This is a genomic window from Cloacibacterium sp. DMC96 (assembly GCF_056313765.1).
The window spans coordinates 268,275-293,145 of the sequence record NZ_JBQUZQ010000002.1; the positions used below are offsets into that span (position 1 = coordinate 268,275).

The window sequence follows — 24,871 nt, forward strand, 5'->3', positions numbered from 1 at the left end:
GTTTTAAAATTTCGTTATTCTCATTAGTTAATCGCTTTCAATAAACACTTTGCATTATTTTAAATTAAAGTTTGATTATTGAGCAAAAATTTTATATTAGTCGCCTAATTATTAAAAATCAAAGACTATGAAGATTAACTACTTGAAAATTCTGGGAGCAATGGCTGTTATGTCCTTAGCTTCTTGTTCTACCAACGAAGAACTCAACCCAAATGCTACAGAAGAATTGGCTCAACAAAAACTTCTCACGCAAAAACAAATCAATAACATTATCAAAACTTCTTTGGCTCAAAAAGGAGATTTTTTCTGGAAAGACACAGATGCACTTACCATTTATAGTGCTTTAACGTATAGTGATTACATTTTAACCATCGGTTATGGAACTTCTAGCGCTGACTATGCAAGAACCAATGCTAGAGCAAGTCAAGATATTAAAGAAAATATTTTAAGCATCATCAAAACCTCTGAAAGCAGCACTAATTCTAGAAATGTAAACGACCTTCTTATTCATGATGATGCAACACTCAATTTCATCGACGTAAAAGTAAAAGATTACGCTACAGTAAAAAAACTGATGTCTATGAAAGGCATAAGATACATAGAGCCATCTAATTATAAATTTACAGACGTAGCTACCACTTCTAATTCAATTTTAGAGCAAGTTCAAAGCAGCGGAAGTTCTAGCTCTGGTTCTGGTTGTGGATATGACATCGCCACTTTAAATGCTGCTGAGTATACCGTTACTACACCCAATGCTAAAGTTCCTTGGAATTTTTCTAAACATGGCATTACTTCAGCTTGGGCTAATTCTACAGGAAGAGGAGTAGGAATTGCCATCGTAGATACTGGACTTTCGCCAGAACAATCTTTATTGAACGCAGACTTTAACAACGGAGCTTCTACAGGAAGAACATTAAGCAAAAACGGAACTTTTGTAAATTCTGATTCTTCTACAGACACTGTAACAGATGGTGTAAATGACGGCTGTGGCCACGGAACTTCTATGGCAGCTGTAGCTGCATCTCCTAGAAACGACAGAGGCTTACCAGTTGGTGTTGCTTACAACTCTAATCTTATTACTTATAGAGCAACTGGAGACGTAGTTTTAGACAGTTACAGAGATCAAAGAGGCGTTACCAATGCGCTGAAAGCTATTGCCAACAGAACAGATGTAAAAATTGTTTCTATGTCTATTGGTCATGCTTTTTCTGTAGGAAGTATTTCAGATGCAATTAAAACGGTTTATTCTAAAGGAAAACTCATCATTTCTGCAGCGGGAACTTCTACCAGTTTCACGACTTGGTATGGTGTAATTTTCCCAGCAAATATGGCAGAAGTAGTAGCTGCAACAGGAATTACAGACGCTTCTACTTATCAAGCTTGTGATGTTTGCCACACTGGTTCAGAAGTTGACTTTACCATTATCATGCAAAGATCTGCAAACAAAGACATTACCGTTCCTGTGCTAAGTTATTATAACGGACAAACAGATTTTGTAGGAGGTTCATCAGTTGCTACTGCGATGACTTCTGGAATTGCTGCTCTTGTTTGGGCTAAAAACCCAACTTGGACCAGAGATCAAGTCCTTGCAAAAATGAAGGCTTCTTCTCAATTCCCTACTACTAGAAATTCTAAATTCGGTCATGGAATTCTCTACGCCAATGTAGCAGTACAATAAAAACACTAAAACAAAACTATGAATAGAGAATCTCAACAAGCAATTGTTGGGGTTTTCTTTTATAGAGACATTTAGATTTTAAATCCTTATTTTTGTACTCATGAATATTTCTGAAGCACAACTTTTTTTCGAAGAATTTTTAGGCGAAAAAGCAACTGCATTTTTGGCATTGCCTCAAAGTGGTTCTGCGCGAATGAATTTCATTGGAAAATCATCGAATGAAACTTACGTGATTACTTACAACGAAAATCTTCTAGAAAACGAAGCGTTTTTCTATTTCACACAAGTTTTTTCAGATTTAAAGTTGAACACGCCTCAGATTTTTAAAATCAACGAAGAAAGAAAACTTTACATTCAGGAATTTTTAGGAGAAAAAACACTTTCTGAAATCATCACTCAAGAAGGTGAATCTGAAAGAGTAAAATCTTTGGTCAAAAAAACTTTAGAACATTTATTTGAACTTCAAGAAAAGACCCAAAACAAAATAGATTTTTCTAAAACTTTCGAGTACGAAAAGTATGACGAACTGCCCATTACGCATGATTTGTACTACTTCAAAAATTATTTGATAGACATTCTAGAGTTGACTTATCATAAATCTACTTTACTGAAAGAGTTCAAAAAAATTGTACAAAAAATAGAAAATCTAGCTCCAAAATCATTAATGATAAGAGATTTTCAGGCAAGAAATATTTTGGTAAATGATATAAATGAAGTTTTTTTCATCGATTATCAAGCGGCAATGAAAGGACCTGCTCTTTACGATGTAGTTTCTTTTCTCTTCCAAGCTAAAGCCAATTTTACTGAAAATTTCAAAAATGAAATGCTGGAATATTACTTCTCTTTTCATCCTTCAGAACAAAGAAATGAATTAGAAAAATCTTTGAAATATTGTAAAATAATTCGTTTCATTCAGGTTTTAGGAGCCTATGGTTTCAGAGGACTCATTCAGAGAAAACCCCATTTTATCGCAAGTTTAGAACAGGGAATTCAGAATTTAGTAGAATTCACCAAAACGGAACTCGAAATGAATGAATATCCAGAGCTAAAAAATTTAATTTTAAAACTGAACACAACAGAAACTAAAAATAAAATTCAAAAATTAATTAATCTAAACCGTTAAGATTTTGAAATTTCAAAATTAATTAAGAGATTAAGAATATTAAGTTTAAAAACTAAAGTTTTTAAAAATGACAAAAAAGAAAGTAACTCAATTATCATATGAAATAATAGGACTTGCCATAAAAGTTCATAAAGAACTTGGCGCTGGTTTATTAGAAGGTATATATGAGGATTGTTTAAAATATGAGTTAGAAAAAAATGGCTATGACGTGAAACAACAGTTAACTGTTCCTATTATTTATGATAATAAAATTATGGAAACTAAACTAATTGTTGATTTGTTGGTAAATGACACCATTGTTGTTGAATTAAAAGCAATTGAAGAAACATTACCAATTCATGAAGCTCAACTCCTAACATACATGAAAGTTCTAAAAAAACCACAAGGATTATTAATAAATTTTTTCTCCAAAAACATCACAAAATCCATGAAGCCTTTTGTTAATGAATATTTTAACATGCTTCCTGATTGATTTTTGATAAATCAAAAATCCTTAATTTTCTTAATACCTTAATAAATACTTAATGGTAAAAAATAAAAATCTTAATTTTAAAAAATGAATAAACTAAACATAAACATTTACAGTTTTTCTTATAAAAAAGGTGGAATACCAGTAGACAACAGCGGAAATGGCGGCGGTTTTGTATTCGATTGCAGAGGAATACTCAATCCGGGAAGAATAGAAGAATACAAACCTCAAACTGGTAATGATAAACCTGTTCAGGATTTTCTAGAAACCAAAACTGAAATGCCTCAATTTATAGAACTCATCAAAAATTTAGTAAGCATTACCATCAATGATTATATCGCACGTGGTTTTGACCATTTGCAAATTGCTTTTGGTTGTACAGGTGGTCAACACAGAAGTGTGTATTGCGCCATAAAACTCGGAGAATTTTTGCAGGAAAAATATCCAGAATTGGTAAATGTTACGGTGACGCATAACGAACAACCTCAACTTAATTAACATTGTAAAATCTGCAATATTCATTCTACATGATTAAGAAAGCTCTCATTTTCGCAGCAGGAAAAGGAACTCGTTTAAAGCCTTTTACAGACAGCCATCCAAAAGCATTGGCTTTGGTGAATGATGTTCCGTTGCTGGAAAGAAATATAAAATATCTGCAAAGTTTTGGAGTTAAAGAGTTTGTGATTAATGTGCATCATTTCGGGGAACAAATTGTAGAATTTTTAGAGAAAAACAATCATTTTGGAGCCAAAATTGATATTTCTGACGAAAAAGATGAACTTCTAGAAACTGGAGGTGGATTACTTTTTGCTCAAAAATATCTGGAAAACGAAGAAAAGTTCCTGATTATGAATGCTGACATTCTAACCGATTTGAACATTCATGAATTGGTAAAATTTCACGAAATGCATCTTCCATTAGCTACTTTAGCGGTTTCAGACAGAAATTCTTCCCGAAAACTTTTCTTCAATTCAGAAATGGTTTTAAAAGGTTGGATGAACAAAAACACTGGAGAAACCAAAATGACAGAATTTAACAATAATTTTAAAGAATTGGCTTTCAGCGGAATACATTGTATTAATTCTTCTATCTTTGACAAAATAAAAAGAAGAGGAAAATTTTCAATCATGGATGAATATTTGGATTTAATGTTTGACAATGAAATCTTAGGATTTCAACACGAAGCCAGATTAATAGACGTAGGAAGACCAGAATCTGTGATAGAAGCAGAAAAATATTTTAAATAATTTTTAAACCATTAAGTTTCCAAATAAATTTTGAAAATCATTAAGAAATTAAGTGCATTAAGAGGATTTTTACTTTCAACTTAATTTTCTTAATTCCTTAATAAGAACTTAATGGTAAAATAAAACTAAATTTTAAAAAATGCTAGACGATAACGCATCAGAAGATAAAAGATTACAAGAAAGTTTAAGACAAAAAACTTGGGACGAAACCGTAACCAAAGATTCTTGGATGGTTTTCAAAGTGATGTCTGAATTTGTAGATGGCTACGAAAAATTAGCCAAAATAGGACCTTGTGTTTCTATTTTCGGTTCTGCAAGGTTAAAACCAGAAGATCCTTATTATCAAATGGCGGTAGATATTGCCAGAAAAATTACAGAAATTGGCTTCGGTGTTATTACAGGAGGCGGTCCTGGAATTATGGAAGCAGGAAACAAAGGAGCGAGAGAAGGCAACGGAAAATCCATTGGATTAAACATAGAATTGCCATTTGAACAGAATTTTAATGCTTTTATAGATAAACCTTACTCGATTAATTTTGATTACTTTTTCGTAAGAAAAGTGATGTTTGTGAAGTATTCTCAAGGCTTCATCGTTTTACCAGGAGGTTTCGGAACGCTAGATGAACTTTCTGAAGCGTTAACATTAATTCAGACGCATAAAATCGGCAGATTCCCAATTGTTTTGGTGGGAACAGAATTTTGGAGCGGACTTCTGGATTGGTTTACCGGAACTTTACTGAAAAATCATTTAATAAAAGAAGAAGATTTAAGTCTTTTCCGAGTGGTAGATACAGCAGATGAAGCTGTGGCTCACATTAAAGCTTTCTACGATAAATACTCTGTAAGTGTAAATTTCTAGAATTTGGCACAAGATTTGACATTTTTTATATACATTTGAAAAAAATACAACTTTGAAAAAAGTATTAAATAAGAAAAAAATGAAAAAATTTATAGGAATAATTGCAATAGGTTTAATCACAATGCTGATGAGTTTTACACTCTCAGATTTTTATTCTTCTATGACCAAGGTAGATTATGTAGAAGGCAGTAAAACGCTAAAATTTACTACAAAATTAAACTCTGGACACATTGCAGAAGTTTTAAAAATTAATCCTAATACTACTGCTTTTGAAGCGGAAGTGAAAAAATATGTAAATGACCATTTTGACGTTTATGTAAACGGTCAAAACAAAGCACTTACGTTTACCGGAAGTCAAGTGAATGGAGAAAGTGTTTGGGTATATTTCGAAGCGAATGGCGTTTCTGATATTTCTAGTTTAAAAATTAAGAATAACATTTTACTAGAAGCTTATCCTAAGCAACTCAACTTGGTAAACATTGCTTATAAAGGTTCACAAAAAAACATGACCTTTATGCGAGGCAAAGAAGTAAACGAAGTTTCTTTTTAACAAAAATTTTAAAGATAAAAGTAAAGCCTTACAGATTTTGTAAGGCTTTTTTGTTCTTAAAAATTATTATCAATTAATGCTTTTGTTTTTACATCAACGTCTTCTTTTCTATTCAATATAAATATTACATCTTCTTTGGCTGATTGATAATTATTCCTGTTATACATTATCATAGAATTGTAGAGAAAACCATCTGCATTACCACTTAAATAATAAATATTTCTTAACTGTTTATAAGCTAATGTATCATTGCTATAAATTGCCTTTTCTTGTAAACTGTCTCTTAATTTCTTATTCTCAAAATCTGTAGTATAAATTTCACCTGTGTTTACAGAAGAGTCAAAACTAGATTCTTTCTCTTTACAATTAAAAAAGAATAAAAATAATGATATTATAAACATTAATTTTATTTTCATGATGATTGGTTTTTTACTACTCAAAGTTAATAAAAAAAACAGCTTCATTTCTGAAGCTGTTTTATGAATATATATGCGAAGTTAGATTTATTTTCTACCTCTTACTTTTACGTTATCAAGCTCCCAAGTTGCAGAAGCAGTAGCCGTAGAAGTATATTTAAATGCAACTACCACATTTTTACCTGCAAAATTAGAAATATCTAATTTACCTGAGTTCACAAATGGTGCAAACTTAGTCATATCTGGGTCTAGAGTTGGGTTAAGTTTAGTCCAAGTCGTAGTAGCATAGTTTCCTGTATAGTTATCTGTTACATAAACTTCTAACGGATTTGAAGGAACGCTTGCTCTACCATCAGTTTCAAAACTTAAGTAGTAATTTTTATATCCTGCAAGTGTAATAGGTTTAGAAATCAACCAGTCTTCATTACCGTTTCCGCTCATTACAACACATGGTTTTGGATTACCAAACTGTTGGATATTCCAAACAGCAGTTCCAAGAACGCTTACAGCCGTCCAGTTATTGGTTAATGCTCCAGAGAAATCTTCATTAAAAATGCTTTCAAATACTGGTGCAGGAGAGCCATCACATCTATTTCCATCAAAGTCTGCTCCAAGTGGATTAGTAATCCAAACTTCGTACTTGCCATTATATTTTGTTAATACGCCATAAAGGTCTCCTTTTCCGCTATCAATTTGTCTACTTGCAAAAGTCGCAAAGCTACTTGTAGTAAGAGAAAGTTTAGATCCTGAACAGTCTTCTAAAGTTCTAGTAGTATTAGATGCTCCTGCATAAGTTTCTCCTAAATCATCATTAATGAATTGAAGATCTTTAATTTTGATCCATCTTCCTACATCTGCATCAGTAAGACCCGCGATTGTTTTTTCTGTAGCTACAACTTCTGTAAAATCTGTAGTTGGGAAGAAGTGTTTATAAACATCATTCGCAAGAACTCTACCTACATTACCGTTAAACAAACCACCTAATTGTACTTCTGTATTTACAGAACCTACGTATAAGTCTTTAAGGCTAATTAATACTTGTTTTCCTACAAAGAATCTAGGGTCTGCATAAAGAGAAGCCATATCTATGTTTACTCTAATACCACCTGTTTTATCTTCTACATAAATGTATTTAAACAAGTTTCCTGTTTTATCATTAGCAGTTACTTGAGCTTTAAGGTATGCATTATCTGGAATTTGAGCCAAAGTACCAGAGAAATAAGCTTTTACTTCTGCAACAGTTTTCATTGTTTTACCTGTAGTGTTGAAAGTACAAGAAGGAGTAGTACCATCTAATCTTGGACCTTTCATGTTTAGGTCAGAAACTCTATTGATATAGAATTGGTAAGTAGAATTAAATTTACTTAAAATACCAATAAAAGTACCGTTTCCTGAAGGCAATTGGTCTGCTGCAAAAGATGCATAACCACTGTTTCTTACTACTCTAGAACTTGCAGGTGTATTTCTAGTAGGGTCTACAATTTGTCTATCTACAGAAGTTCCATTAGGAGCATAAATATTACAAAGTAAATTGATAGGAAACTCTGCATTGTTTACTTGAACTAAAGCACCGATTAATGGGTCAATTGTAGTAGCTAACTGAGATAAAGTAATTACTTTAGGTACTATTTTCACTTTTGGAGCGCAAGATCTCACTAAGTGATTCCCTACTAATTTTTCTGGAATTCTACCAAAAGTAGTGGTATTGGTTACAGGATCTAAGTTATTATAACCTACCTGTAGAACGCTTCCGTATTTACCAAAAGCCAAACCTTTTAGTTTGATATATACTTTAGAACCTTGTGGGTAAGAAGTATAAGTACTTACAGCATCTACACTTACTACTAAACCTTGAGTAGGGTTTTCTGGTGCATCTTGTAAATAAATCGTTTTATAAACGTTCCCAGACTCATCAGAAGAAGAAACATACCCTTCTATAATGATATCATCTGTAATGGTAGCAGTGTTATTCGCATAAGCTGTTTTTACCTCTGCTATAGTTTTCGTAGGCGTTAAAGTCTGACACTTTCCTTGTAAATCTGGTGTCGAATACTCATCATCTTGTACACAACTGGTTACAAAAACCGTAAGTGACAAAATGAAAATTCTTATAATTGAAAAATATTTTTTCATGTTTTAATATTAATAAAATTAAAATCTTAAATAAACATTAGCAAAGAAAGTAGTTCCTCTGTCATACCATAATTTCGGACCAAATAATGAAACTGGCGAAATTACATTATCTACATATGATTCTGTGAAGTTTGATTTTCTACCTTGTTCAAAACCACCTGTTACATAATCTCTATTGTTTAGGATATTGTTTACGCTTAAACTAGCTCCTACTCTATATTTACCAAATAAGAAAGACTTACCAATATTTGCATTAAGCATGAATTGGTCATCAAATTTCTTTTGTTTGTTTAATGCATCTACATCACTCTGAGTTACTACTTGTCCTGTAACTGGGTGAATATAATTATCACCAGTAGTTGGATCTGTGTAGAAGTTTGGAGTTCTATTTAATGCAGAGAAATCTAAATATTGATCCATTAAATAGTTTGCAGACATACCAAACCACCAGTATTTAGGTGAGTTATATCTAAAGCTTAAAGAAGCTGCTTTTTGTGGAGTTCCTGCAACTTTATAACCTTTAAGTTTTGCAGTTCCGATTTCGTCATAACCATTAGGATATAAATCTGAATCAATAGAAACATAAGCTGTAGGATTATTGCTAATAGTATAATCACCATAGCTTACTACTAAAACTGAAGTTAAAGTAGGGGTAATTTTTACATCTGCAGCAAATTCTGCCCCCATGTATTTTTTATCAATTCCTGATAAAATCTCAGCTACGAAAGCATCTTGTGCAGTTGCATCTGTACCTAACTGAATACCTTCTGCAAAATATCTAGAAATTTCTGTAGAATTTTTGATTGAGGTATAGTAACCAGTTAATCTTAGTTTAAGAACTTGACCTCTTGTAATATAACTGAAATCAGAAGAAGCAATTTCTTGGTTTTGCAAGTTTGGAGTTACAAAATCATTTACTCTTGGGTTAATGAAAATCTCGTTCAATGTAGGTGCTAATGTAAAATAAGCTCCGTTTGCCACTAAGAAATTTCTACCATTAATCTTATAAGTAAGTTTACCTTTTGCACCATAGTCTAGAGAATTGTATACATCACTTTTCCCTTTAGAATTATTTAAATAGAAGTGGTTTCTGTAATGACCATCTCTGAATGATTCTGAATAAGAAGAGAAACCAGATAATACGAAGTTCCATCTTTTTAAATCTAACTCTGTAGAAATATTTAATGCAGCTGCATCTCTATTTAGGATATAAGAATATTGAGTTCTATCACCTTTGTAAACTCTAGTGCTCATTCCGTCTACGTTAAATGGCTTATCACCACCGAACGCATCTAAATTATTTGCATAAGCAGCACCTAATAAATCTTTAATTCTTCTAAAGTTATCAGATTTTAGATTTTGATAGTTAAAGTTTACATTTAATTTCCAATTGTCTTTTAATCTGGTATCAAAGTGAGATACAAAGTTGATGGTTTTATCTCTATTTACATCTTCTACCATTGTGTAAACAGCTCCTTTTTCAAGATTGTTTAAGTTAGCATTGTAAAGAGAAGCCCAATCGATTTGTTGACCAGCTTTATTTTGTCTCCAATCGTAGATTCCTCTAGCGTAAAGTGGTAAATAAGCATTAAATTCTGCAGCAGTAATATTATAGCCACCGTCACTATCATCATAAGTAGTTGGTGCGAAAATGTAGCTTGGTAATTTTCTATAATAAGTTGGGTTAGGATCTGCTCCATGGAACCAATCTAGTCTACTTCTAGCATCTTCACCTTGTTGGTAAGAGAAAGTAGAATTTAAATTAGATGATTTTCCGATTTTCCAATAGTGAGCCATTTGGAATACAGGTTCGAAAACTTTTCTAATTCTAGAATTTCTTTTCTCACCATCTTGCCATCCCCAATAAGAGTTGTAGTTTTTACCTGCTAAATCATATACTTCTTGTGTATTTGGACTGTTTGAACCTCTGTAAGTTGGTGAACCAAATGCTGTAAAGTTAAGAGCATGTCTTTCTCCTAATCTTTTTTCTACAGATAAGAAATATGCATAAGCATCTTGATAAGTACCTTCTATCACTCCTTCTTCTGCCCATCTTCTACTTGCTGAAATAGAGTAAGCCCATCCTTTTTTGTTAAGTCCACTGTTATAAGTAGCCATCGCTCTGTGGAAATAGCTTCTGTTAGTTAATGAATAAGCTAAAGAAGCTCCTTTTCTATAAGAAGAAGCTCTAGTGTTATAATACGTTACACCTCCTAAATTACCAAAAGTAAATTCTGATGGAGTAAGATTTTCTACATTTTCTAATGGATATCTGGTTACGTCATTAAGACCTCCCCAGTTACTGAAATCTACTCTACCGTCATCATTTTTAGACATGGAAACACCGTTGAATAAAATATCTTCAAAACGATTATCTACACCTCTTGGTCTAAACCAATATGCTCCTAGTTCAAATGCTGCTACATTAGCAAAAGCATCTCTACCAGAACTTAATAAACCTACTGTAGGTTGAGTACTACCATTGTCTGAATCTTGAGTGTCAGAATCATCAATCGTGATAACTCCTAAATCTGCCATATCAAGCGAAGGAGCAAGAGAAATAGAACCTAAATCTTTTTTCTTCTCATTTGCATTAACATCAAATTCAATAATTTTGTGTTCAAAGCCAGGCTTCGAAATTGTAATGGAATAATGTCCCGGTTTCATATCCACAAATTGGAAATAGCCAATTTTATCAGCCGTAACATCATTGTCTGAATCTCTCAAATCAACTTCAGCATTTTCTACTGGTTTGCCTTGTGCGTCTTTTAGATAGGCATAAACTGTAGTTTGCGCTTGTAGTGCTGAGAAAGAAAGTATCCCAAATATTGAGATAATTGATAATTTCTTAATCATAACTTATTTTATTTTTTTCCTTCTTTACAATAGTGAACTATTGAACCTACAAATTTATGTGAAATTTCCTTTACTTTAACTTTTTTTAATCTTTTTTTCACAAAAATTAAACCTAATAATTGTCATATTTTTTTTAATAATGTTTAATATCATGCTAATCTGGCATTTTTTTGGATATATATTTGCAAATAATTATATGCGTTATTCGAACTAAATGATTTAAATTTGTAACCCACTTTTTAATTTTATAAAATGAGAAAATATTTTAGCCTTATTGCAATAGCGATTTTCTTTATAGGATTTGCTCAAAAACCACAAGTTCAGGTTAAAAGAGCTACTATTGCTTTCCTAAATGTAGAAAACCTTTGGGACACCATTCCATCTGCTGATTACATTGATGGAACCTTACCAATTAATAATCCTGCTTTCCATAGAAGCGTACCTATTGATTCTCTTAAATTTTTACCTGTAACAGAAGAATATAAAGGACAATGGAGTGACGAATTACTTATCGGAAAAAAAGTAATCAGATACCAGAACTTAGCAGATGATTTTACTCCAAAAAGTGCTAAAAACTATAATTCTAAAGTTTACCAAACTAAACTTGCGAATGAGTCAAAAGTAATCTCTGAGCTAGGATATCAATACACCAAAACTTTACCCGCAATTGTAGGTTTAATAGAAGTAGAAAACAGACAAGTTGTTCAGGACTTAATTAAACAACCTGCGCTTAACAAAGTAGAATGGGGAATTGTACATTACAATTCTTATGATGCAAGAGGAATAGACGTAGCTGTAATTTATCAAAAGAAAAGATTTACTGTAACAGAATCTTACAAAAAAGAAGTGGTAAATTATAATGACGAAGGAAAAAGAAGCTACACCAGAGATGTTATGGTGGTAAAAGGTTTATTAGACGGAGAAAAAGTAGCCGTTTTCATGAACCACTGGCCAAGTAGAAGTGGTGGCGAAGCTGCATCTGCACCGAGAAGAAATGCTGCTGCTGCAGTTTTAAAAGCAGAAATGGATAAAATAAGAGCCGAAGAACCAGATAGACTGCTTTTTGCAATGGGCGACTTTAATGACGACCCGGTAAATGTGAGTTTAACAAAACATTTAGGAGCTGTAGGTGATAAAAAAGAATTATCAGAAGAAAGACCTTACTATAATTTAATGTATAAAATGTTCAAAAGCGGTGTAGCATCATTAGGTTACAGAGACGCTCCGAACTTATTTGACCAAATTATTGTATCTAAAAATGCTTTATCTGATACACTTCAAAAAAATTACAGTGTTTATAAAGCTGAAGTATTCGCTCCGTCTTATTTGATTACACCAGATGGACAATACAAAGGTTATCCTTACCGTTCTTGGGCTGGAGATACTTTTACAGGAGGTTACAGTGACCACTTCCCTTCTTTAGTAGTTTTACAAAAAGAATTTACACCAGCTCAATAAGCTGTAAATAAATAAAAATTAGACCGCTTCAATTCTTTTGGAGCGGTTTTTGTTTTTTATGATTAACTTTACTTTAAAATAAAACCACCTCATCATGAAAAAATTAATTCTAATTATTGCTACAATATTTTTAATTATCAGTTGTAGTAGCCCACAAAAAATTGCTAAAGACGCCAATAATCAAACTGCAATGAAGCCAGAAAAAAATGATGATGGAGAATGGGATTTAGACGTAATTGATACTCAATATGATTATTTCTTAAACGCCATTGCAAAACCAATGAGCTTTTACTCCGAAGAATATTTGAAATCTAGAAACACTTTCCTTGTAAACGAATGGAACAGTTATTACTATTCTGGAAGATATAGAAACATCATAGAATCTTCTATTGACTATGACCCAAATGAAAAATACGGCTTAAAATTCGAGTATAAACTTTACCAGGTTTTTGCGTATGTACAATGGAAATACGGTCTAAAACTACAAGGTTTAAGCATGACGGAAGTAAGATAATTTCTAAAATGTAGAAAACAAAAAAAGGTTCAGAATTACTCTGAACCTTTTTTATTGAAATTAAAAGTGATTATAATTTATTATAATTTTCTTCTACTTTATCCCAGTTGATTACTTCAAAAAATGCTGAAACATAATCTGGTCTTCTGTTTTGGTAATGCAAATAATAAGCATGTTCCCAAACGTCTAAACCTAAAATTGCAGGATTTCCGCAACCCACTCCTGGCATTAAAGTATTATCTTGATTAGCCGAAGAACAAACTTCTAAGCTACCATCTTCTTTTTTACATAACCAAGCCCAACCAGAACCGAATCTCGTTTTAGCAGCCGTAGAAAAATCTTCTTTGAATTTTTCAAAACCACCATAAGCTTCAATTGCTGCTTTTACATTTCCTACAGGCTCTTTGCTTCCTCCTGGAGTAAGAATTTCCCAGAAAAGCGTGTGATTAAAATGACCACCACCATTATTTCTAATAGCAGGAACATCAGAAGCTGTTTTACAAATTTCTTCTATTGATTTTCCTTCGTGCTCTGTACCTTTTATAGCATTGTTTAGGTTATCTACGTAAGCTTGATGATGTTTTGTATGGTGAATTTCCATAGTTCTTGCATCAATTACTGGTTCAAGAGCATCATAAGCGTAATTTAATTTTGGTAATTCGAATGACATAATGTTTATGTTTTTAAATTTCTCCAAAGATAAAAATTCTCATCATACTTTCATTTATAATTTTTTTTAAAAATTTTATACTTAATATAGATGAAACCAAATATAACTTTCCTCACAAAAAAAGAACACGCAAAATACGTGTTCTTACTTTTTATCTAAATTATATATTGAAAGTCTTTTATCTATTCATAGACATTAAGAACTCTTCGTTATTTCTAGTGGTTTGCATTTGTTTTTGTACAAATTCCATTGCTTCTAAAGGATTCATATCTGCTAAATATTTTCTAAGAATCCACATTCTTTGTTGCGTAACATCATCATGCAATAAGTCGTCTCTTCTGGTAGAAGAAGCCACTAAATCTACAGCTGGGAAAATACGCTTGTTAGAAATTTTTCTATCCAACTGAAGTTCCATGTTACCCGTTCCTTTAAATTCTTCGAAGATTACTTCGTCCATTTTAGAACCTGTATCAATAAGTGCAGTCGCAATAATGGTAAGTGAACCTCCGTTTTCTATTTTTCTAGCAGCCCCGAAAAATCTCTTTGGTTTGTGCATAGCATTCGCATCTACACCACCAGAAAGCACTTTCCCTGAAGCTGGTGTTACGGTGTTGTAAGCTCTTGCCAATCTCGTGATAGAATCTAATAAAATCACTACATCATGACCACATTCTACCATTCTTTGCGCTTTTGCCAAAACCAAATTCGCTACTTTCACGTGTTTTTCTGCAGATTCATCAAATGTAGAAGCAATCACTTCTGCATTTACACTGCGCTCCATATCTGTAACTTCTTCTGGCCTTTCATCAATCAAAAGAATCATCATATACGCTTCTGGATGGTTCGCCGAAATAGAATTTGCAATTTCTTTCAATAGCATGGTTTTACCCGTTTTTGGTTGGGCAACAATCATGGCACGTTGTCCTTTACCAATCGGAGCAAAAAGGTCTACAATTCTGGTAGAAATCGTAGCATTTTTCCCTGCTAAATTAAATTTTTCCTGCGGAAAAAGTGGCGTTAAGTATTCAAACGCTACTCTGTCTTTTATAAAGTCTAAATCTCTACCATTTACTTCTAAAGCTCTCTGTAAAGAAAAATATTTTTCGCCTTCTTTTGGTAATCTTACAATTCCTTTTACAGAGTCACCCGTTTTAAGTCCATAATTTCTGATTTGTTGTGTAGAAACAAATACATCATCTGGTGAAGAAATGTAAGAAAAGTCTGCTGAACGAAGGAAACCGTAGTTGTCTGGTAAAATTTCTAAAACACCTTCTACTGTTACAATATTGTCAAAGTTAAAATCTTTTTTAGGTGGATTTTCTTCGGCGTTTTCTTGGTTTTCGTGAGATTGATTTTGATTTTGGTTATTTTGAGCACCATTTCCGTTTTGATTACGGTTTTTATTTTTTTGTTGATTTTGCTGATTCTGTTGGTGCTGTTTTTGCTTTTGCTGATTCTGTTGCTTCTGCTGATTTTGATGAGAAGCAGCCTGTGGAATTTCTGGCTCCGTATCTTCGGTTTTTGCGACTACTGCAGTTTCTGTGGTTCCTGCAGTAACTTCTGTCTCTGTAGCTTTTTCTTCTGTTTTAGGAGCAATTCTTTTTCTTTGCTTTTTAGAAGAAGTATTTGCTTCCGCAGGTTTTTCTGCTGCTTCTACTTTCGGTTCTGTTACTTCTTCAGGTTTCGCTTCAGGAGTAATTTCTTCGAAGAGTTCTGCAGGTTTTTCTACGGGTTTAGTCGCTACTTTCTTTTTTGCAGGAGCTTTCGCTTTAGGTTTTGGAGATTCTTGTTTTTCTTCCATAGTATTTTCGGTAGCGTTAAAATATTCCTTTGTTACTTTCGGATTAGAAGCCTGGAAATCTAAAATAGCAAAGACGATGGTTTCTTCAGTACTATTTCTAGGAATTTTAACGCCTAAATCTTTTGAGATTTTGGTCAGTTCCGATAAGGACTTAGACCTTAACGTTTCAATATTAAACATAAAATATGTGAAAAAGTTGTAATAATATAAGTAATTGTAAGTAAGAAAGTTGAATCAGGCGATTCTTCTTTTTTGCTGAACTTGTTACTTGCAAATCTACACTTTTTTTGACAAATACAAAAAAATAAATTATTTTTGCACTGAAATGATACAGAGAATACAAACTATATTTTTACTGATTGTAGTATTGGCGCAAGTTGCACTGCATTTTACAGGGTTAGATGTAGCGCTTTTTGGCAGTGTTTATGTCATTGCTACCCTAAGTTTAGTATCATTTTTATTGGCTTTACTATCTATTTTCAGTTACAAAAAGAGAATGAGACAGATTCTGTTGAATAATATCAACATTTTCATAAACGCTTTGTTGACTGGTTTATTGATGTATTGGCTACTAAATTTATCTGGAGGAATAGATTTTCCTGAGAAAGGTATTGAGTTAGCATTCCCTCTGATTTCTTTGTTTGGTTTGTTTATGGCAAACGTCAATATCAAGAATGATGAGAAACTCGTAAAATCTGTAGACAGAATTCGATAAATCTTACCAACGATTTATTTTGAGTGAAAACAGTTTCGGAAACGAAGCTGTTTTTTTTTATCTTTGAAAGAAAAACTTATGAGCTTATTTGACAAAATAAAATCTTCATTTATAAGCAAACCATCTTCTCTCTCAAATTACTTGCCTATTAATTCTGAAAACATTCTTCAATTTCACTGGGAAAAATTCATCTATGCTGTAAGCGAATTTTCAAAAATAGATTTTCAATTACTAGAAAAATATGCTGATGAATTCCATTGGAGAGCCATTTCTAAAAATGAAAATTTAGATTGGACAGATGAATTAATCGAAAAATTTAAAGAAAAAATCAACTGGTCATATTTCACAGTCAACAAGAAAATAAATTGGAATTTTGAAAAAATAGAAAAATTCAAAAAATATTTAGAAATAGATAGAATTGGCTCTAATCCATCTTTAGTTTTGGATGAAAAGTTACTCGACAAATATTCTAAAAAACTAATTATTACTTTCCAAAATCCTTTATTAACTGAAGAATTAGTAAAAAAATATAATTTAAGAATCAATACTTACAAGCCTTCGAAATCTTACAGTGAAAAAATTATAAATGAAAATTCTGTTAAAGAAAAATTTGACAGCTATATGGAAGTAGAAAAGGAAGTTTATCAAAAATTTTTTGAACCTATTCTCTTAGAAAAACCACTCCATAAAATTTTATCTGAAAAGTTTGATAGAAAGCAGAAATATTATTATTTAACTCCTTTCCAAAATGACAATTCTGGACTTACTCCTGAATTTGAAATTAATAATTGTGAAAAAATAAAAGGAACTTTTGAGGAAAAAGGAATTATAGAAATAGAAAAACCTATACTTTTAAAAAACGGCCCTTTACAAGAAGGAAAAAATAGATTGTATGAAATAGTAAGAAGTTCATCATTTAGCTTTACTACATTAATGATTGTAAGCGAAAATATAAAGACTATTTTAGAACAGTTTAAGCTACCTCCGAATAAATTTCACCCAACTCATTTTCAACCGAAACATATTACCACTGAGACAAAATATTTTGTTTTTCAACTTGATTTTGATCAACTTACAAAGGATTTAGATTTCAATCAAGAGTTTTATTTAATAGAAGAAATTAATGGACTGAAAGAAGTGAGTAAAATTCGACAAAATTTTTCTTCTAGCCAAGAAATCTATAATTTTATCAACAAGAAAAGAGAAGAGAACAAAGAGAAGTACCGTACTTATTTTGTAAATGTTATGCCTCAAAAATACAATATTATAAGCGATTATGACATTTTTTCCTTTTCAGTTCATAGGAAATTTATTGTGAATGAATACTTAAAAGATATTTTAGAAAAATATCTACCTAACCAAATGGTTTTCAAGTCAGCTCAATCCTTAAACATAGAAATACCACAATTAATATACGAAGAAAAGTCATCAAGAGAATTTGAATTTAAGATAAATCCTGTCAAATATGAAATTTCTGAAGAAATTAAATTCTATATTTCTAAACAAAAAAGAATTAAAAAAGAGAAGAAGAAAATTGACGAAAACGCTCTTCTAAAAGATGAGTTCTTTGATATACAAAAGAAATTAAATGTTATTCTTTCTGAAAATTTTAAAAACAACTATAGAAACAATGAAAATTTAGAAGACCATTATGAATACTTAAAAATTCAAGACTTTTTCATTGAAGATGGTTTTTCAGATTCTTTCCCAGAAACTTTCAAAGCAGTAATGTTTGCAGAGCAAAAAAACGGTGATTATTTAGGTCTAATTCTAGAAAAAGAGAATGATTTCAGACTTCAAGAACAAGTCTTTGAATTTCTCCACGAAACTGGAGAATATAGACCTTATGATTTTCAAATTAAAAAAGTGTAATTTTGCACTTTATTTAAAATATAAATGAGTCCACTAAAAAGAATACTTGCTTTTGCAAAACCTCATCAGAAATATCTTTTTTTAAGTATATTTTTCAATCTTTTATATTCCGTTTTTCAGATTTTTTCCGTTTTGGTCATGCTTCCTGTGCTACAAATGATTTTCAATGTAGACAAAGAAAAAATCACCAAACCTGTTTACAGCGGAAAGTTTTCAGAATATTTTTCTTACATCAAAACTTCTGCTTTTTACAACATCCAAGAAAGCATCACAGAATATGGCGCCATAAAAGTTTTGGCAGCGCTATGTATTATCACCGCAACTTCATTCTTGTTTAGAAATATTTCTAGATATTTTGGTTCGTTCATGCTGGTGAACTACAGAGTAGGCATTACCAAAGATTTAAGAAGCAAAGTTTATCAAAAATTTCTAAAATTACCGGTTTCTTTCTTCACAGAACAGAGAAAAGGTGACATGATGAGTAGAATTTCAAACGACATCGGGAGTATAGAAAATTCTATTATGGGAAGTTTGGTAGACGTAATTAATGCGCCTTTTATGATTACAGCTTCACTCATCACGCTATTTGCGCTTTCGCCAAGCCTAACCTTGTTCTCTCTATTGGTTTTCCCTGTAATGGGCGGAATCATTTCTTGGGTAGGAAAAAGCTTGAAAAGAAAATCTAAAAAAGCACAAGAAGAACTCGGAAATCTTTTTTCTATCGTAGATGAAACCTTGAAATCATCAAAAATCATTAAAATTTTCAATGCTGATATCATCCTAAATACTCGTTTTGAAAAAACCACGCAAAACTGGAAAAATCATGCAATTGCCATGAGCCGAAGAAGAGAATTGGCTTCTCCAAGTTCAGAATTTCTCGGTTCGGTAACCATTTTGTTAATCACTTGGTTTGCAGGAATCCAAATTTTAGAAAAACAAACCATGGATGCGGTAACTTTCATAGGATTCATTGCTATCTTTTTCCAAATTCTAGAACCTGCCAAAAGATTATCTGCCGCTATTTCTAATATGCAAGGAGGAATTCCCGCAGTGCAAAGAGTTCTGGAAGTTTTAGATTACGATTTAAAGGTAGAAGAAATTGCCAATCCTATTTCTATCAAAAACCTCAATCATCAAATAGAATTCAAAAATATTTCTTTCTATTATGACAAAGACAATCAAATTCTTAAGAATTTCAATTTGACCATTCCGAGAGGAAAAACAGTGGCTTTGGTAGGACAATCAGGAAGCGGAAAAACCACGATTGCGAATCTTTTAGCCAGATTTTATGATGTAACAGATGGAGAAATTTTAATTGACGGCATCAATATTAAAGACTTAAATTTAACTGAATACCGTAAACTTCTGGGAATGGTTACTCAAGAATCGGTATTGTTTAATGACAGTGTTTATAATAACATTTGGATGGGAAAAACTGAAGCATCGGAAGAAGAAGTGATTCAAGCTGCAAAGATTGCCAATGCTCATCAATTCATAGAAAACTTACCAGAAAAATACCAAACCAATATTGGCGATGACGGGAACAAGCTTTCTGGTGGACAAAAACAAAGGATTTCTATTGCAAGGGCAGTACTTAAAAATCCGCCAATTATGATTCTCGACGAAGCAACTTCTGCACTCGATACAGAATCTGAACGTTTGGTTCAAGACGCTCTAGATCACATGATGGAAAACCGAACTTCTATCGTAATTGCACACAGACTTTCGACGATTCAAAAAGCAGATCACATCGTAGTAATGGAACGCGGAAACATTGTAGAACAAGGTACTCATGACGAATTAATCGCCAATAATAACGTTTATAAAAAGCTAGTAGAATTACAGAATTTTGGGTAAAATGACTTCTCAAAAGAATGATGAAAGAAAAAATTTTCTTGAAAAAAAATTAAAGGAAAATTCAAAAAAGAAATTAAAAATCATTTGGGCTATTTTTGTTTCAATAATTTGCCCTTTTATATTACCATTTTTTCCCACGAAAAAATCAGTTAATTTTGCAACAGGAATAGGATATTGGAAAGCGGTAATGCTATTTGGAATTATGATTCTCATTTTTATGCCATATTTGATATACAAAGAATATGACCAAATGAAGAGAAATAAATATGATATTGAAAGAGAGCTAAAAAGTTTAAAATAAAACCCGCAAAGATTATATAGTCTTTGCGGGTTTTTAATTTTTATTCATATAAAGCGAAAGATTACTCTTTCATCTTAGCAATTACATCTATTCCGCCTTTGGTTTTATCCCCAATTTTGCAGGTAATTTCTGTGTCTAACGGTAAGAAAACATCCATTCTAGAACCGAATTTAATGAATCCAAATTCGTGACCAGCCTTAGAAGTATCACCTTCATTACAATAGAAAACAATTCTACGTGCTACATAACCAGCAATCTGGCGAAAAACCACTTTATGATTGGTTAAACTTTCTACTGCTACGGTAGTTCTCTCGTTTTCGGTAGAAGATTTTTCGTGCCAAGCTACTAGATATTTTCCTGGGTGATATTTTTTATAAATTACTTTCCCAGAAACTGGATATCTACAAATGTGAACATTCAGCGGAGACATAAAAATAGAAATTTGAATGGCTTTTTCCTTTAAAAACTCATCTTCGAAAACTTCTTTTATCATCACCACTTTTCCGTCTACTGGTGCAATTACGTTTTCTTTATGGTCTACAATATCTCTATTGGGAACTCTGAAGAACCAAAAAACCAATCCATATAAAATTAATAACGGGATAATGATAATTAATGACCAAATTTCTAGAAAATATACTGCTAAAAAACCTAATACAGCTACTGCAATGGTAGCAACTAAAATGGTTCCTTTACTTTCTTTATGTAGTTTCATTTTTATGAGTTAATAAGTTATGTTTTTAGAATATGTTTTCTAGAATAAAGTACAAATATACAACAGGTGCTGCGATTATAAAACTGTCTAATCTATCAAGCACGCCTCCATGTCCTGGAATGATATTTCCGCTGTCTTTTACGCCGAATGTTCTTTTCAGTTGGCTTTCTACCAAATCACCAAGTGGAGCAAAAATAGAGACCAATAATCCTACTACAATCCAATTCCCGCGTAAATCTGGGAATTTTTGCTCGATGAAATATCCTAAAATTAAAGTGAAGAAAACGCCTCCCGCAAAACCTTCCCAAGTTTTTTTGGGTGAAATTTTCGGGGCCATTTTATGTTTACCGAAAATTCTTCCGGTAAAATAAGCAAATGAATCACTGCTCCAAATAAGGACAAAAAGAAGAAAAACTTCCCAAGTGAAAGCATTATCATTTAAGAAATATTTTGGCAAACCTAATGCGAAACCAAATGGTAAAACCGTATAAATAACGATGAAAATGAGCTTCCCTTCGTCTTGATATAATTCTTGAGGAAATTTAAATAAGGTAATTGCAGCAATTAGGATTAATGAAAGTGCTAAAATTTCTGATAAATCAAAGGTATAATAAAATCCAAAACCGAAGAATCTTGTCGTAAATTTATAATAAACCAATGCGACTAAAGGCAAAACCAACCATTGATATAAGTTTCCTTGGAATTTCATAATTCTTACGCCTTCATAAGCTCCTACAACTAAGAAAAATGTAATTAATCCATAAAAAAGCTGATGGGGCTTTACTAAATCTGGCGAAATTTTATTGATGAGTATTGCTCCGTATTCTGTAGTGCACAGAAAAGTAAGTAATCCGTAGATTAGACCAGAGCCAACTCGCTGAATGAGATTTTTATCCAATTTGTGAAATTTAAAAATAGAAAGAATTAGTCTTCGAGTAGAATTAAGAAAAGTTTGGTTTGATCTTGAGTAGGAGCATCTAACTTAGATTGGCTTCCGCTGATGGAAGTAAGATTTCTTACGTTCCCTCTTCTCTTAATTTTCATCATGGCTTCATTTAAGTCTCTTACAATCTGAGAAACGGTTCCCATGATAATAATTTTACCAGGTAATCTAGAAGAATGATAGTGCAAAATATTATTGTAAGAAAGCATAATTCTGCCGTCATAAGCGATTAAAAATTCGCAGGTAATAAAAGCGGCATCATTATTAATATCTAGATTTTTGGTGAAATTGGTTTTGGTAACGTTTAAAAAGTTCTGCAAGTCATCATCACAACAAAAAACATTCTTAATCCCCTCGATTTTGATAATCTGATTTAAGACTTGTAATGCTTCTGCTTCGTCTCCACAATAGTTAAAAAAACCACCTGAAGCCGTAAATAATTGCGCAAATTTATAATCAAGATCAGCGTTTTTAAGTTGATCTGCCAATTTGGTAACATTGGTGTCATCTTGCTGCTCCTCTTGATTAAGAATTTTACTAACAATTTTCTTAAATAAACTCAATTTTCTTCAGATTTTTAAACTTAGCCAACAACAAAAATATAAAATAATTTAGAAACTAACTATATATCAAAGATATAAATAAAAAAGTTCCTAATAAAAATATTAGGAACTTCTATATAAATGAATGTAAATTCTTAATTTTGAGACTCTTGCGACTCTTCACTAGAAGTGTTTTCTGGAGTATTTTCTACTACCGCTTCAGTGACAGGACGCTCTGTTAATTCAGGATCCCAAGCTCTTTTGCCAAAAATCTCTTCTAAGTCTTCTCTGAAGATGACTTCTTTTTCTAAAAGCTTTTGAGCAAGAGCATCTAACTTATCTCTATTCTCATGAAGAATAGTTACCGCTCTTTTATACTGATTTTCGATGATATCTTTAATCTCCACATCTATTTTCTTAGCCGTTTCTTCTGAATAAGGCTTACCAAAACTGTATTCTGACTGACCAGAGCTGTCATAGTAAGAAATATTACCGATGTTTTCACTCAAACCATAAATCGTTACCATTGCTTGAGCTTGTTTCGTTACTCTTTCTAAATCCGAAAGCGCACCTGTAGAAATATTTCCAAACGCTACTTCTTCTGCAGCTCTACCACCTAAAGTAGCACACATCTCGTCTAGCATTTGTTCTGTAGTGGTTAATGAACGTTCTTCTGGTAAATACCAAGCCGCACCTAAACTTCTTCCTCTTGGAACAATTGTTACTTTTAACAAAGGCGCTGCGTGTTCTACTAACCAAGAAATTGTAGCGTGTCCTGCTTCGTGGAAAGCCACTCTTTTCTTTTCTGATGGCTTAATTGCTTTATTTTTCTTTTCTAAACCACCGATAATTCTGTCTACAGCGTCTAAGAAATCTTGCTTTGTAACAAATTCATGATTGTTTCTTGCTGCAATAAGCGCCGCCTCGTTACAAACATTAGCAATATCTGCACCCGAAAATCCTGGAGTTTGTTTTGCCAAGAAATCTCTGTCAATATCTGGAGCTAATTTAATTTTAGCCAAATGCACATCAAAAATTTCTCTTCTTTCGTGCATTTCTGGTAAATCTACATAGATAGAACGGTCGAAACGTCCTGCTCTCATCAATGCTTTATCTAAAATATCAGCTCTGTTGGTTGCCGCCATTACAATAACGTTGGTATCTGTTCCGAAACCGTCCATTTCTGTAAGCAATTGGTTCAGCGTATTTTCTCTCTCGTCATTTCCACCTTGTAATCCGCCTCTTCCTCTAGCTCTACCAATCGCATCAATCTCGTCAATGAAAATAATGGCTGGAGATTTTGCTTTAGCTTGAGCAAATAAATCTCTTACTCTAGAAGCACCAACTCCTACAAACATTTCTACGAAATCTGAACCAGAAAGCGAGAAGAAAGGAACTTTTGCTTCACCAGCTACAGCTTTTGCCAATAAAGTTTTACCCGTTCCTGGAGGACCAACTAAGAGAACACCTTTCGGGATTTTACCTCCTAATTTTGTGTATTTTTCAGAATTTTTCAAGAAATCTACTACTTCTTGCACTTCTTCTTTAGCACCTTCTAGACCTGCCACATCTTTAAACGTTACTTGAACTTTTTCATTCTCGTCAAAAAGTTTTGCTCTCGATTTACCAATGCTGAAAATTTGTCCGCCAGGTCCGCCTCCACTTCCCATTTTTCTGAAAAGGAAGTAATAAATAACGGCCATGATTCCAAACCAAATTAAAGCTTGGATTAAAATATCTTGAAAAGGAGAACCTGCGGTTTTAAAATCATATTGTGTTTTAACTTGAGGATTTTCTTTTTTCAAATTGTCAAATTTCTCTTGGAAGTATTGTAAATTTCCGTAATTGAAATCAAAATCTGGCTTTTGCTCTTGCATAGAAGGCAAAAGATTCTGAGTGTCTTTTTTAGCATTTTTTACGAGAGCAGCTCTGGCTTCTTTAGTAAGAAACACATCTGCTCTTGGTGTATCTGTATATACCACTACTTTTTCTACTTTGTTTTCTTTCAACAAAGCGAAAAATCCGTTCTCATTGATAGACTGAGGCGGATCAAGATTGAGCAACGGATAAATGGTGATGGCTAATACTGCGAAAACCACCAGATAAAACCAGTTGAAACTACTTTTTTCTTTCATCTTATAATCATTAAAAT

At 32.5% G+C, this 24,871-nt stretch carries 22 protein-coding genes; 13 read left to right on the top strand and 9 right to left on the bottom strand.

From position 1 onward, the window contains the following. Positions 1–127 precede the first annotated feature (127 nt). From ACT53I_RS10110 to ACT53I_RS10140, 7 genes are all read left to right on the top strand, one after another. Positions 128–1,678: a S8 family peptidase gene (locus tag ACT53I_RS10110; RefSeq protein ID WP_476079555.1), complete on the top strand. Its 1,551-nt coding sequence runs from the start codon at positions 128–130 to the stop codon at positions 1,676–1,678. A 100-nt stretch (positions 1,679–1,778) separates the two neighbouring features. Next, on the top strand, positions 1,779–2,801 hold the full coding sequence (locus ACT53I_RS10115; RefSeq protein ID WP_476079556.1) for an aminoglycoside phosphotransferase family protein: 1,023 nt from the start codon (positions 1,779–1,781) through the stop codon (positions 2,799–2,801). 67 nt (positions 2,802–2,868) lie between these two features. Continuing rightward, positions 2,869–3,273 (top strand): GxxExxY protein, encoded by a 405-nt coding sequence (locus ACT53I_RS10120; protein WP_424307187.1) that lies wholly within the window; start codon positions 2,869–2,871, stop codon positions 3,271–3,273. Between the two features lie 84 nt (positions 3,274–3,357). After that, complete coding sequence (locus tag ACT53I_RS10125; RefSeq protein ID WP_476079557.1) at positions 3,358–3,768, top strand: RapZ C-terminal domain-containing protein; 411 nt, start codon at positions 3,358–3,360, stop codon at positions 3,766–3,768. A 29-nt stretch (positions 3,769–3,797) separates the two neighbouring features. Continuing rightward, positions 3,798–4,517, top strand: a complete 720-nt coding sequence (locus ACT53I_RS10130) for a nucleotidyltransferase family protein (RefSeq protein ID WP_476079558.1) — start codon at positions 3,798–3,800, stop codon at positions 4,515–4,517. Positions 4,518–4,656: 139 nt separating this feature from the next. After that, entirely contained in the window at positions 4,657–5,376 is a 720-nt protein-coding gene (locus ACT53I_RS10135) for an LOG family protein (RefSeq protein WP_213190079.1), read from the top strand. A 79-nt stretch (positions 5,377–5,455) separates the two neighbouring features. Further along, positions 5,456–5,926 carry a DUF6702 family protein gene (locus ACT53I_RS10140; protein WP_476079559.1) on the top strand — a complete coding sequence of 157 codons (471 nt, stop codon included), beginning with the start codon at positions 5,456–5,458 and terminating at the stop codon, positions 5,924–5,926. A gap of 56 nt (positions 5,927–5,982) precedes the next feature. Here the strand turns inward: ACT53I_RS10140 and ACT53I_RS10145 are convergent, their stop codons facing one another. The 3 genes from ACT53I_RS10145 to ACT53I_RS10155 all read right to left on the bottom strand — a co-directional run bounded on the left by ACT53I_RS10145 (position 5,983) and on the right by ACT53I_RS10155 (position 11,331). Further along, positions 5,983–6,342, bottom strand: coding sequence for a hypothetical protein (locus ACT53I_RS10145; protein ID WP_476079560.1), 360 nt, complete (start codon positions 6,340–6,342; stop codon positions 5,983–5,985). Positions 6,343–6,429: 87 nt separating this feature from the next. Then, complete coding sequence (locus ACT53I_RS10150; RefSeq protein WP_476079561.1) at positions 6,430–8,475, bottom strand: DUF5689 domain-containing protein; 2,046 nt, start codon at positions 8,473–8,475, stop codon at positions 6,430–6,432. Positions 8,476–8,493: 18 nt separating this feature from the next. Then, on the bottom strand, positions 8,494–11,331 hold the full coding sequence (locus ACT53I_RS10155) for a carboxypeptidase regulatory-like domain-containing protein (protein WP_476079562.1): 2,838 nt from the start codon (positions 11,329–11,331) through the stop codon (positions 8,494–8,496). Between the two features lie 252 nt (positions 11,332–11,583). Between ACT53I_RS10155 and ACT53I_RS10160 the strand changes: the two genes are divergently transcribed. Further along, complete coding sequence (locus tag ACT53I_RS10160; protein ID WP_476079563.1) at positions 11,584–12,789, top strand: endonuclease/exonuclease/phosphatase family protein; 1,206 nt, start codon at positions 11,584–11,586, stop codon at positions 12,787–12,789. Between the two features lie 94 nt (positions 12,790–12,883). Then, on the top strand, positions 12,884–13,303 hold the full coding sequence (locus ACT53I_RS10165; RefSeq protein ID WP_104793160.1) for a DUF6146 family protein: 420 nt from the start codon (positions 12,884–12,886) through the stop codon (positions 13,301–13,303). A gap of 70 nt (positions 13,304–13,373) precedes the next feature. On the opposite strand, the gene ACT53I_RS10170 is transcribed toward ACT53I_RS10165, so the two are convergent. Both ACT53I_RS10170 and rho read right to left on the bottom strand, forming a co-directional pair. Beyond that, complete coding sequence (locus ACT53I_RS10170; protein WP_104793159.1) at positions 13,374–13,973, bottom strand: superoxide dismutase; 600 nt, start codon at positions 13,971–13,973, stop codon at positions 13,374–13,376. Between the two features lie 178 nt (positions 13,974–14,151). Then, entirely contained in the window at positions 14,152–15,954 is a 1,803-nt protein-coding gene (gene rho, locus ACT53I_RS10175) for a transcription termination factor Rho (RefSeq protein WP_476079564.1), read from the bottom strand. Positions 15,955–16,099: 145 nt separating this feature from the next. Here rho and ACT53I_RS10180 point away from each other — a divergent pair, with 145 nt between their 5' ends. From ACT53I_RS10180 to ACT53I_RS10195, 4 genes are all read left to right on the top strand, one after another. Then, positions 16,100–16,489, top strand: a complete 390-nt coding sequence (locus tag ACT53I_RS10180) for a DUF4293 domain-containing protein (protein ID WP_476079565.1) — start codon at positions 16,100–16,102, stop codon at positions 16,487–16,489. Between the two features lie 78 nt (positions 16,490–16,567). Further along, positions 16,568–18,361, top strand: coding sequence for a hypothetical protein (locus ACT53I_RS10185; protein ID WP_476079566.1), 1,794 nt, complete (start codon positions 16,568–16,570; stop codon positions 18,359–18,361). Between the two features lie 24 nt (positions 18,362–18,385). Further along, positions 18,386–20,218, top strand: coding sequence for an ABC transporter ATP-binding protein (locus ACT53I_RS10190; protein WP_476079567.1), 1,833 nt, complete (start codon positions 18,386–18,388; stop codon positions 20,216–20,218). Between the two features lies 1 nt (position 20,219). After that, positions 20,220–20,519, top strand: a complete 300-nt coding sequence (locus ACT53I_RS10195; protein ID WP_476079568.1) for a hypothetical protein — start codon at positions 20,220–20,222, stop codon at positions 20,517–20,519. A 61-nt stretch (positions 20,520–20,580) separates the two neighbouring features. On the opposite strand, the gene ACT53I_RS10200 is transcribed toward ACT53I_RS10195, so the two are convergent. From ACT53I_RS10200 to ftsH, 4 genes are all read right to left on the bottom strand, one after another. Then, complete coding sequence (locus ACT53I_RS10200) at positions 20,581–21,234, bottom strand: phosphatidylserine decarboxylase family protein (RefSeq protein ID WP_461377088.1); 654 nt, start codon at positions 21,232–21,234, stop codon at positions 20,581–20,583. 25 nt (positions 21,235–21,259) lie between these two features. Next, the gene (locus ACT53I_RS10205) at positions 21,260–22,132 is read right to left on the bottom strand and encodes a phosphatidate cytidylyltransferase (protein WP_476079569.1); all 873 of its coding nucleotides are present in this window, start codon (positions 22,130–22,132) and stop codon (positions 21,260–21,262) included. A 26-nt stretch (positions 22,133–22,158) separates the two neighbouring features. Next, positions 22,159–22,740, bottom strand: coding sequence for an LUD domain-containing protein (locus ACT53I_RS10210; protein ID WP_274780428.1), 582 nt, complete (start codon positions 22,738–22,740; stop codon positions 22,159–22,161). Between the two features lie 134 nt (positions 22,741–22,874). Then, positions 22,875–24,854: an ATP-dependent zinc metalloprotease FtsH gene (gene ftsH, locus ACT53I_RS10215; protein WP_461375579.1), complete on the bottom strand. Its 1,980-nt coding sequence runs from the start codon at positions 24,852–24,854 to the stop codon at positions 22,875–22,877. Positions 24,855–24,871: the final 17 nt, after the last annotated feature.

Coding starts and splice junctions, on each gene's coding strand:
- ACT53I_RS10140 (WP_476079559.1), top strand. CDS start 5,456: ATGAAAAAATTTATAGGAATAATTGCAATAGGTTTAATCACAATGCTG.
- ACT53I_RS10160 (WP_476079563.1), top strand. CDS start 11,584: ATGAGAAAATATTTTAGCCTTATTGCAATAGCGATTTTCTTTATAGGA.
- ACT53I_RS10110 (WP_476079555.1), top strand. CDS start 128: ATGAAGATTAACTACTTGAAAATTCTGGGAGCAATGGCTGTTATGTCC.
- ACT53I_RS10150 (WP_476079561.1), bottom strand. CDS start 8,475: ATGAAAAAATATTTTTCAATTATAAGAATTTTCATTTTGTCACTTACG.
- ACT53I_RS10130 (WP_476079558.1), top strand. CDS start 3,798: ATGATTAAGAAAGCTCTCATTTTCGCAGCAGGAAAAGGAACTCGTTTA.
- ACT53I_RS10135 (WP_213190079.1), top strand. CDS start 4,657: ATGCTAGACGATAACGCATCAGAAGATAAAAGATTACAAGAAAGTTTA.
- ACT53I_RS10165 (WP_104793160.1), top strand. CDS start 12,884: ATGAAAAAATTAATTCTAATTATTGCTACAATATTTTTAATTATCAGT.
- ACT53I_RS10185 (WP_476079566.1), top strand. CDS start 16,568: ATGAGCTTATTTGACAAAATAAAATCTTCATTTATAAGCAAACCATCT.
- rho (WP_476079564.1), bottom strand. CDS start 15,954: ATGTTTAATATTGAAACGTTAAGGTCTAAGTCCTTATCGGAACTGACC.
- ACT53I_RS10200 (WP_461377088.1), bottom strand. CDS start 21,234: ATGAAACTACATAAAGAAAGTAAAGGAACCATTTTAGTTGCTACCATT.
- ACT53I_RS10190 (WP_476079567.1), top strand. CDS start 18,386: ATGAGTCCACTAAAAAGAATACTTGCTTTTGCAAAACCTCATCAGAAA.
- ftsH (WP_461375579.1), bottom strand. CDS start 24,854: ATGAAAGAAAAAAGTAGTTTCAACTGGTTTTATCTGGTGGTTTTCGCA.
- ACT53I_RS10170 (WP_104793159.1), bottom strand. CDS start 13,973: ATGTCATTCGAATTACCAAAATTAAATTACGCTTATGATGCTCTTGAA.
- ACT53I_RS10155 (WP_476079562.1), bottom strand. CDS start 11,331: ATGATTAAGAAATTATCAATTATCTCAATATTTGGGATACTTTCTTTC.
- ACT53I_RS10195 (WP_476079568.1), top strand. CDS start 20,220: ATGACTTCTCAAAAGAATGATGAAAGAAAAAATTTTCTTGAAAAAAAA.
- ACT53I_RS10115 (WP_476079556.1), top strand. CDS start 1,779: ATGAATATTTCTGAAGCACAACTTTTTTTCGAAGAATTTTTAGGCGAA.
- ACT53I_RS10120 (WP_424307187.1), top strand. CDS start 2,869: ATGACAAAAAAGAAAGTAACTCAATTATCATATGAAATAATAGGACTT.
- ACT53I_RS10125 (WP_476079557.1), top strand. CDS start 3,358: ATGAATAAACTAAACATAAACATTTACAGTTTTTCTTATAAAAAAGGT.
- ACT53I_RS10145 (WP_476079560.1), bottom strand. CDS start 6,342: ATGAAAATAAAATTAATGTTTATAATATCATTATTTTTATTCTTTTTT.
- ACT53I_RS10180 (WP_476079565.1), top strand. CDS start 16,100: ATGATACAGAGAATACAAACTATATTTTTACTGATTGTAGTATTGGCG.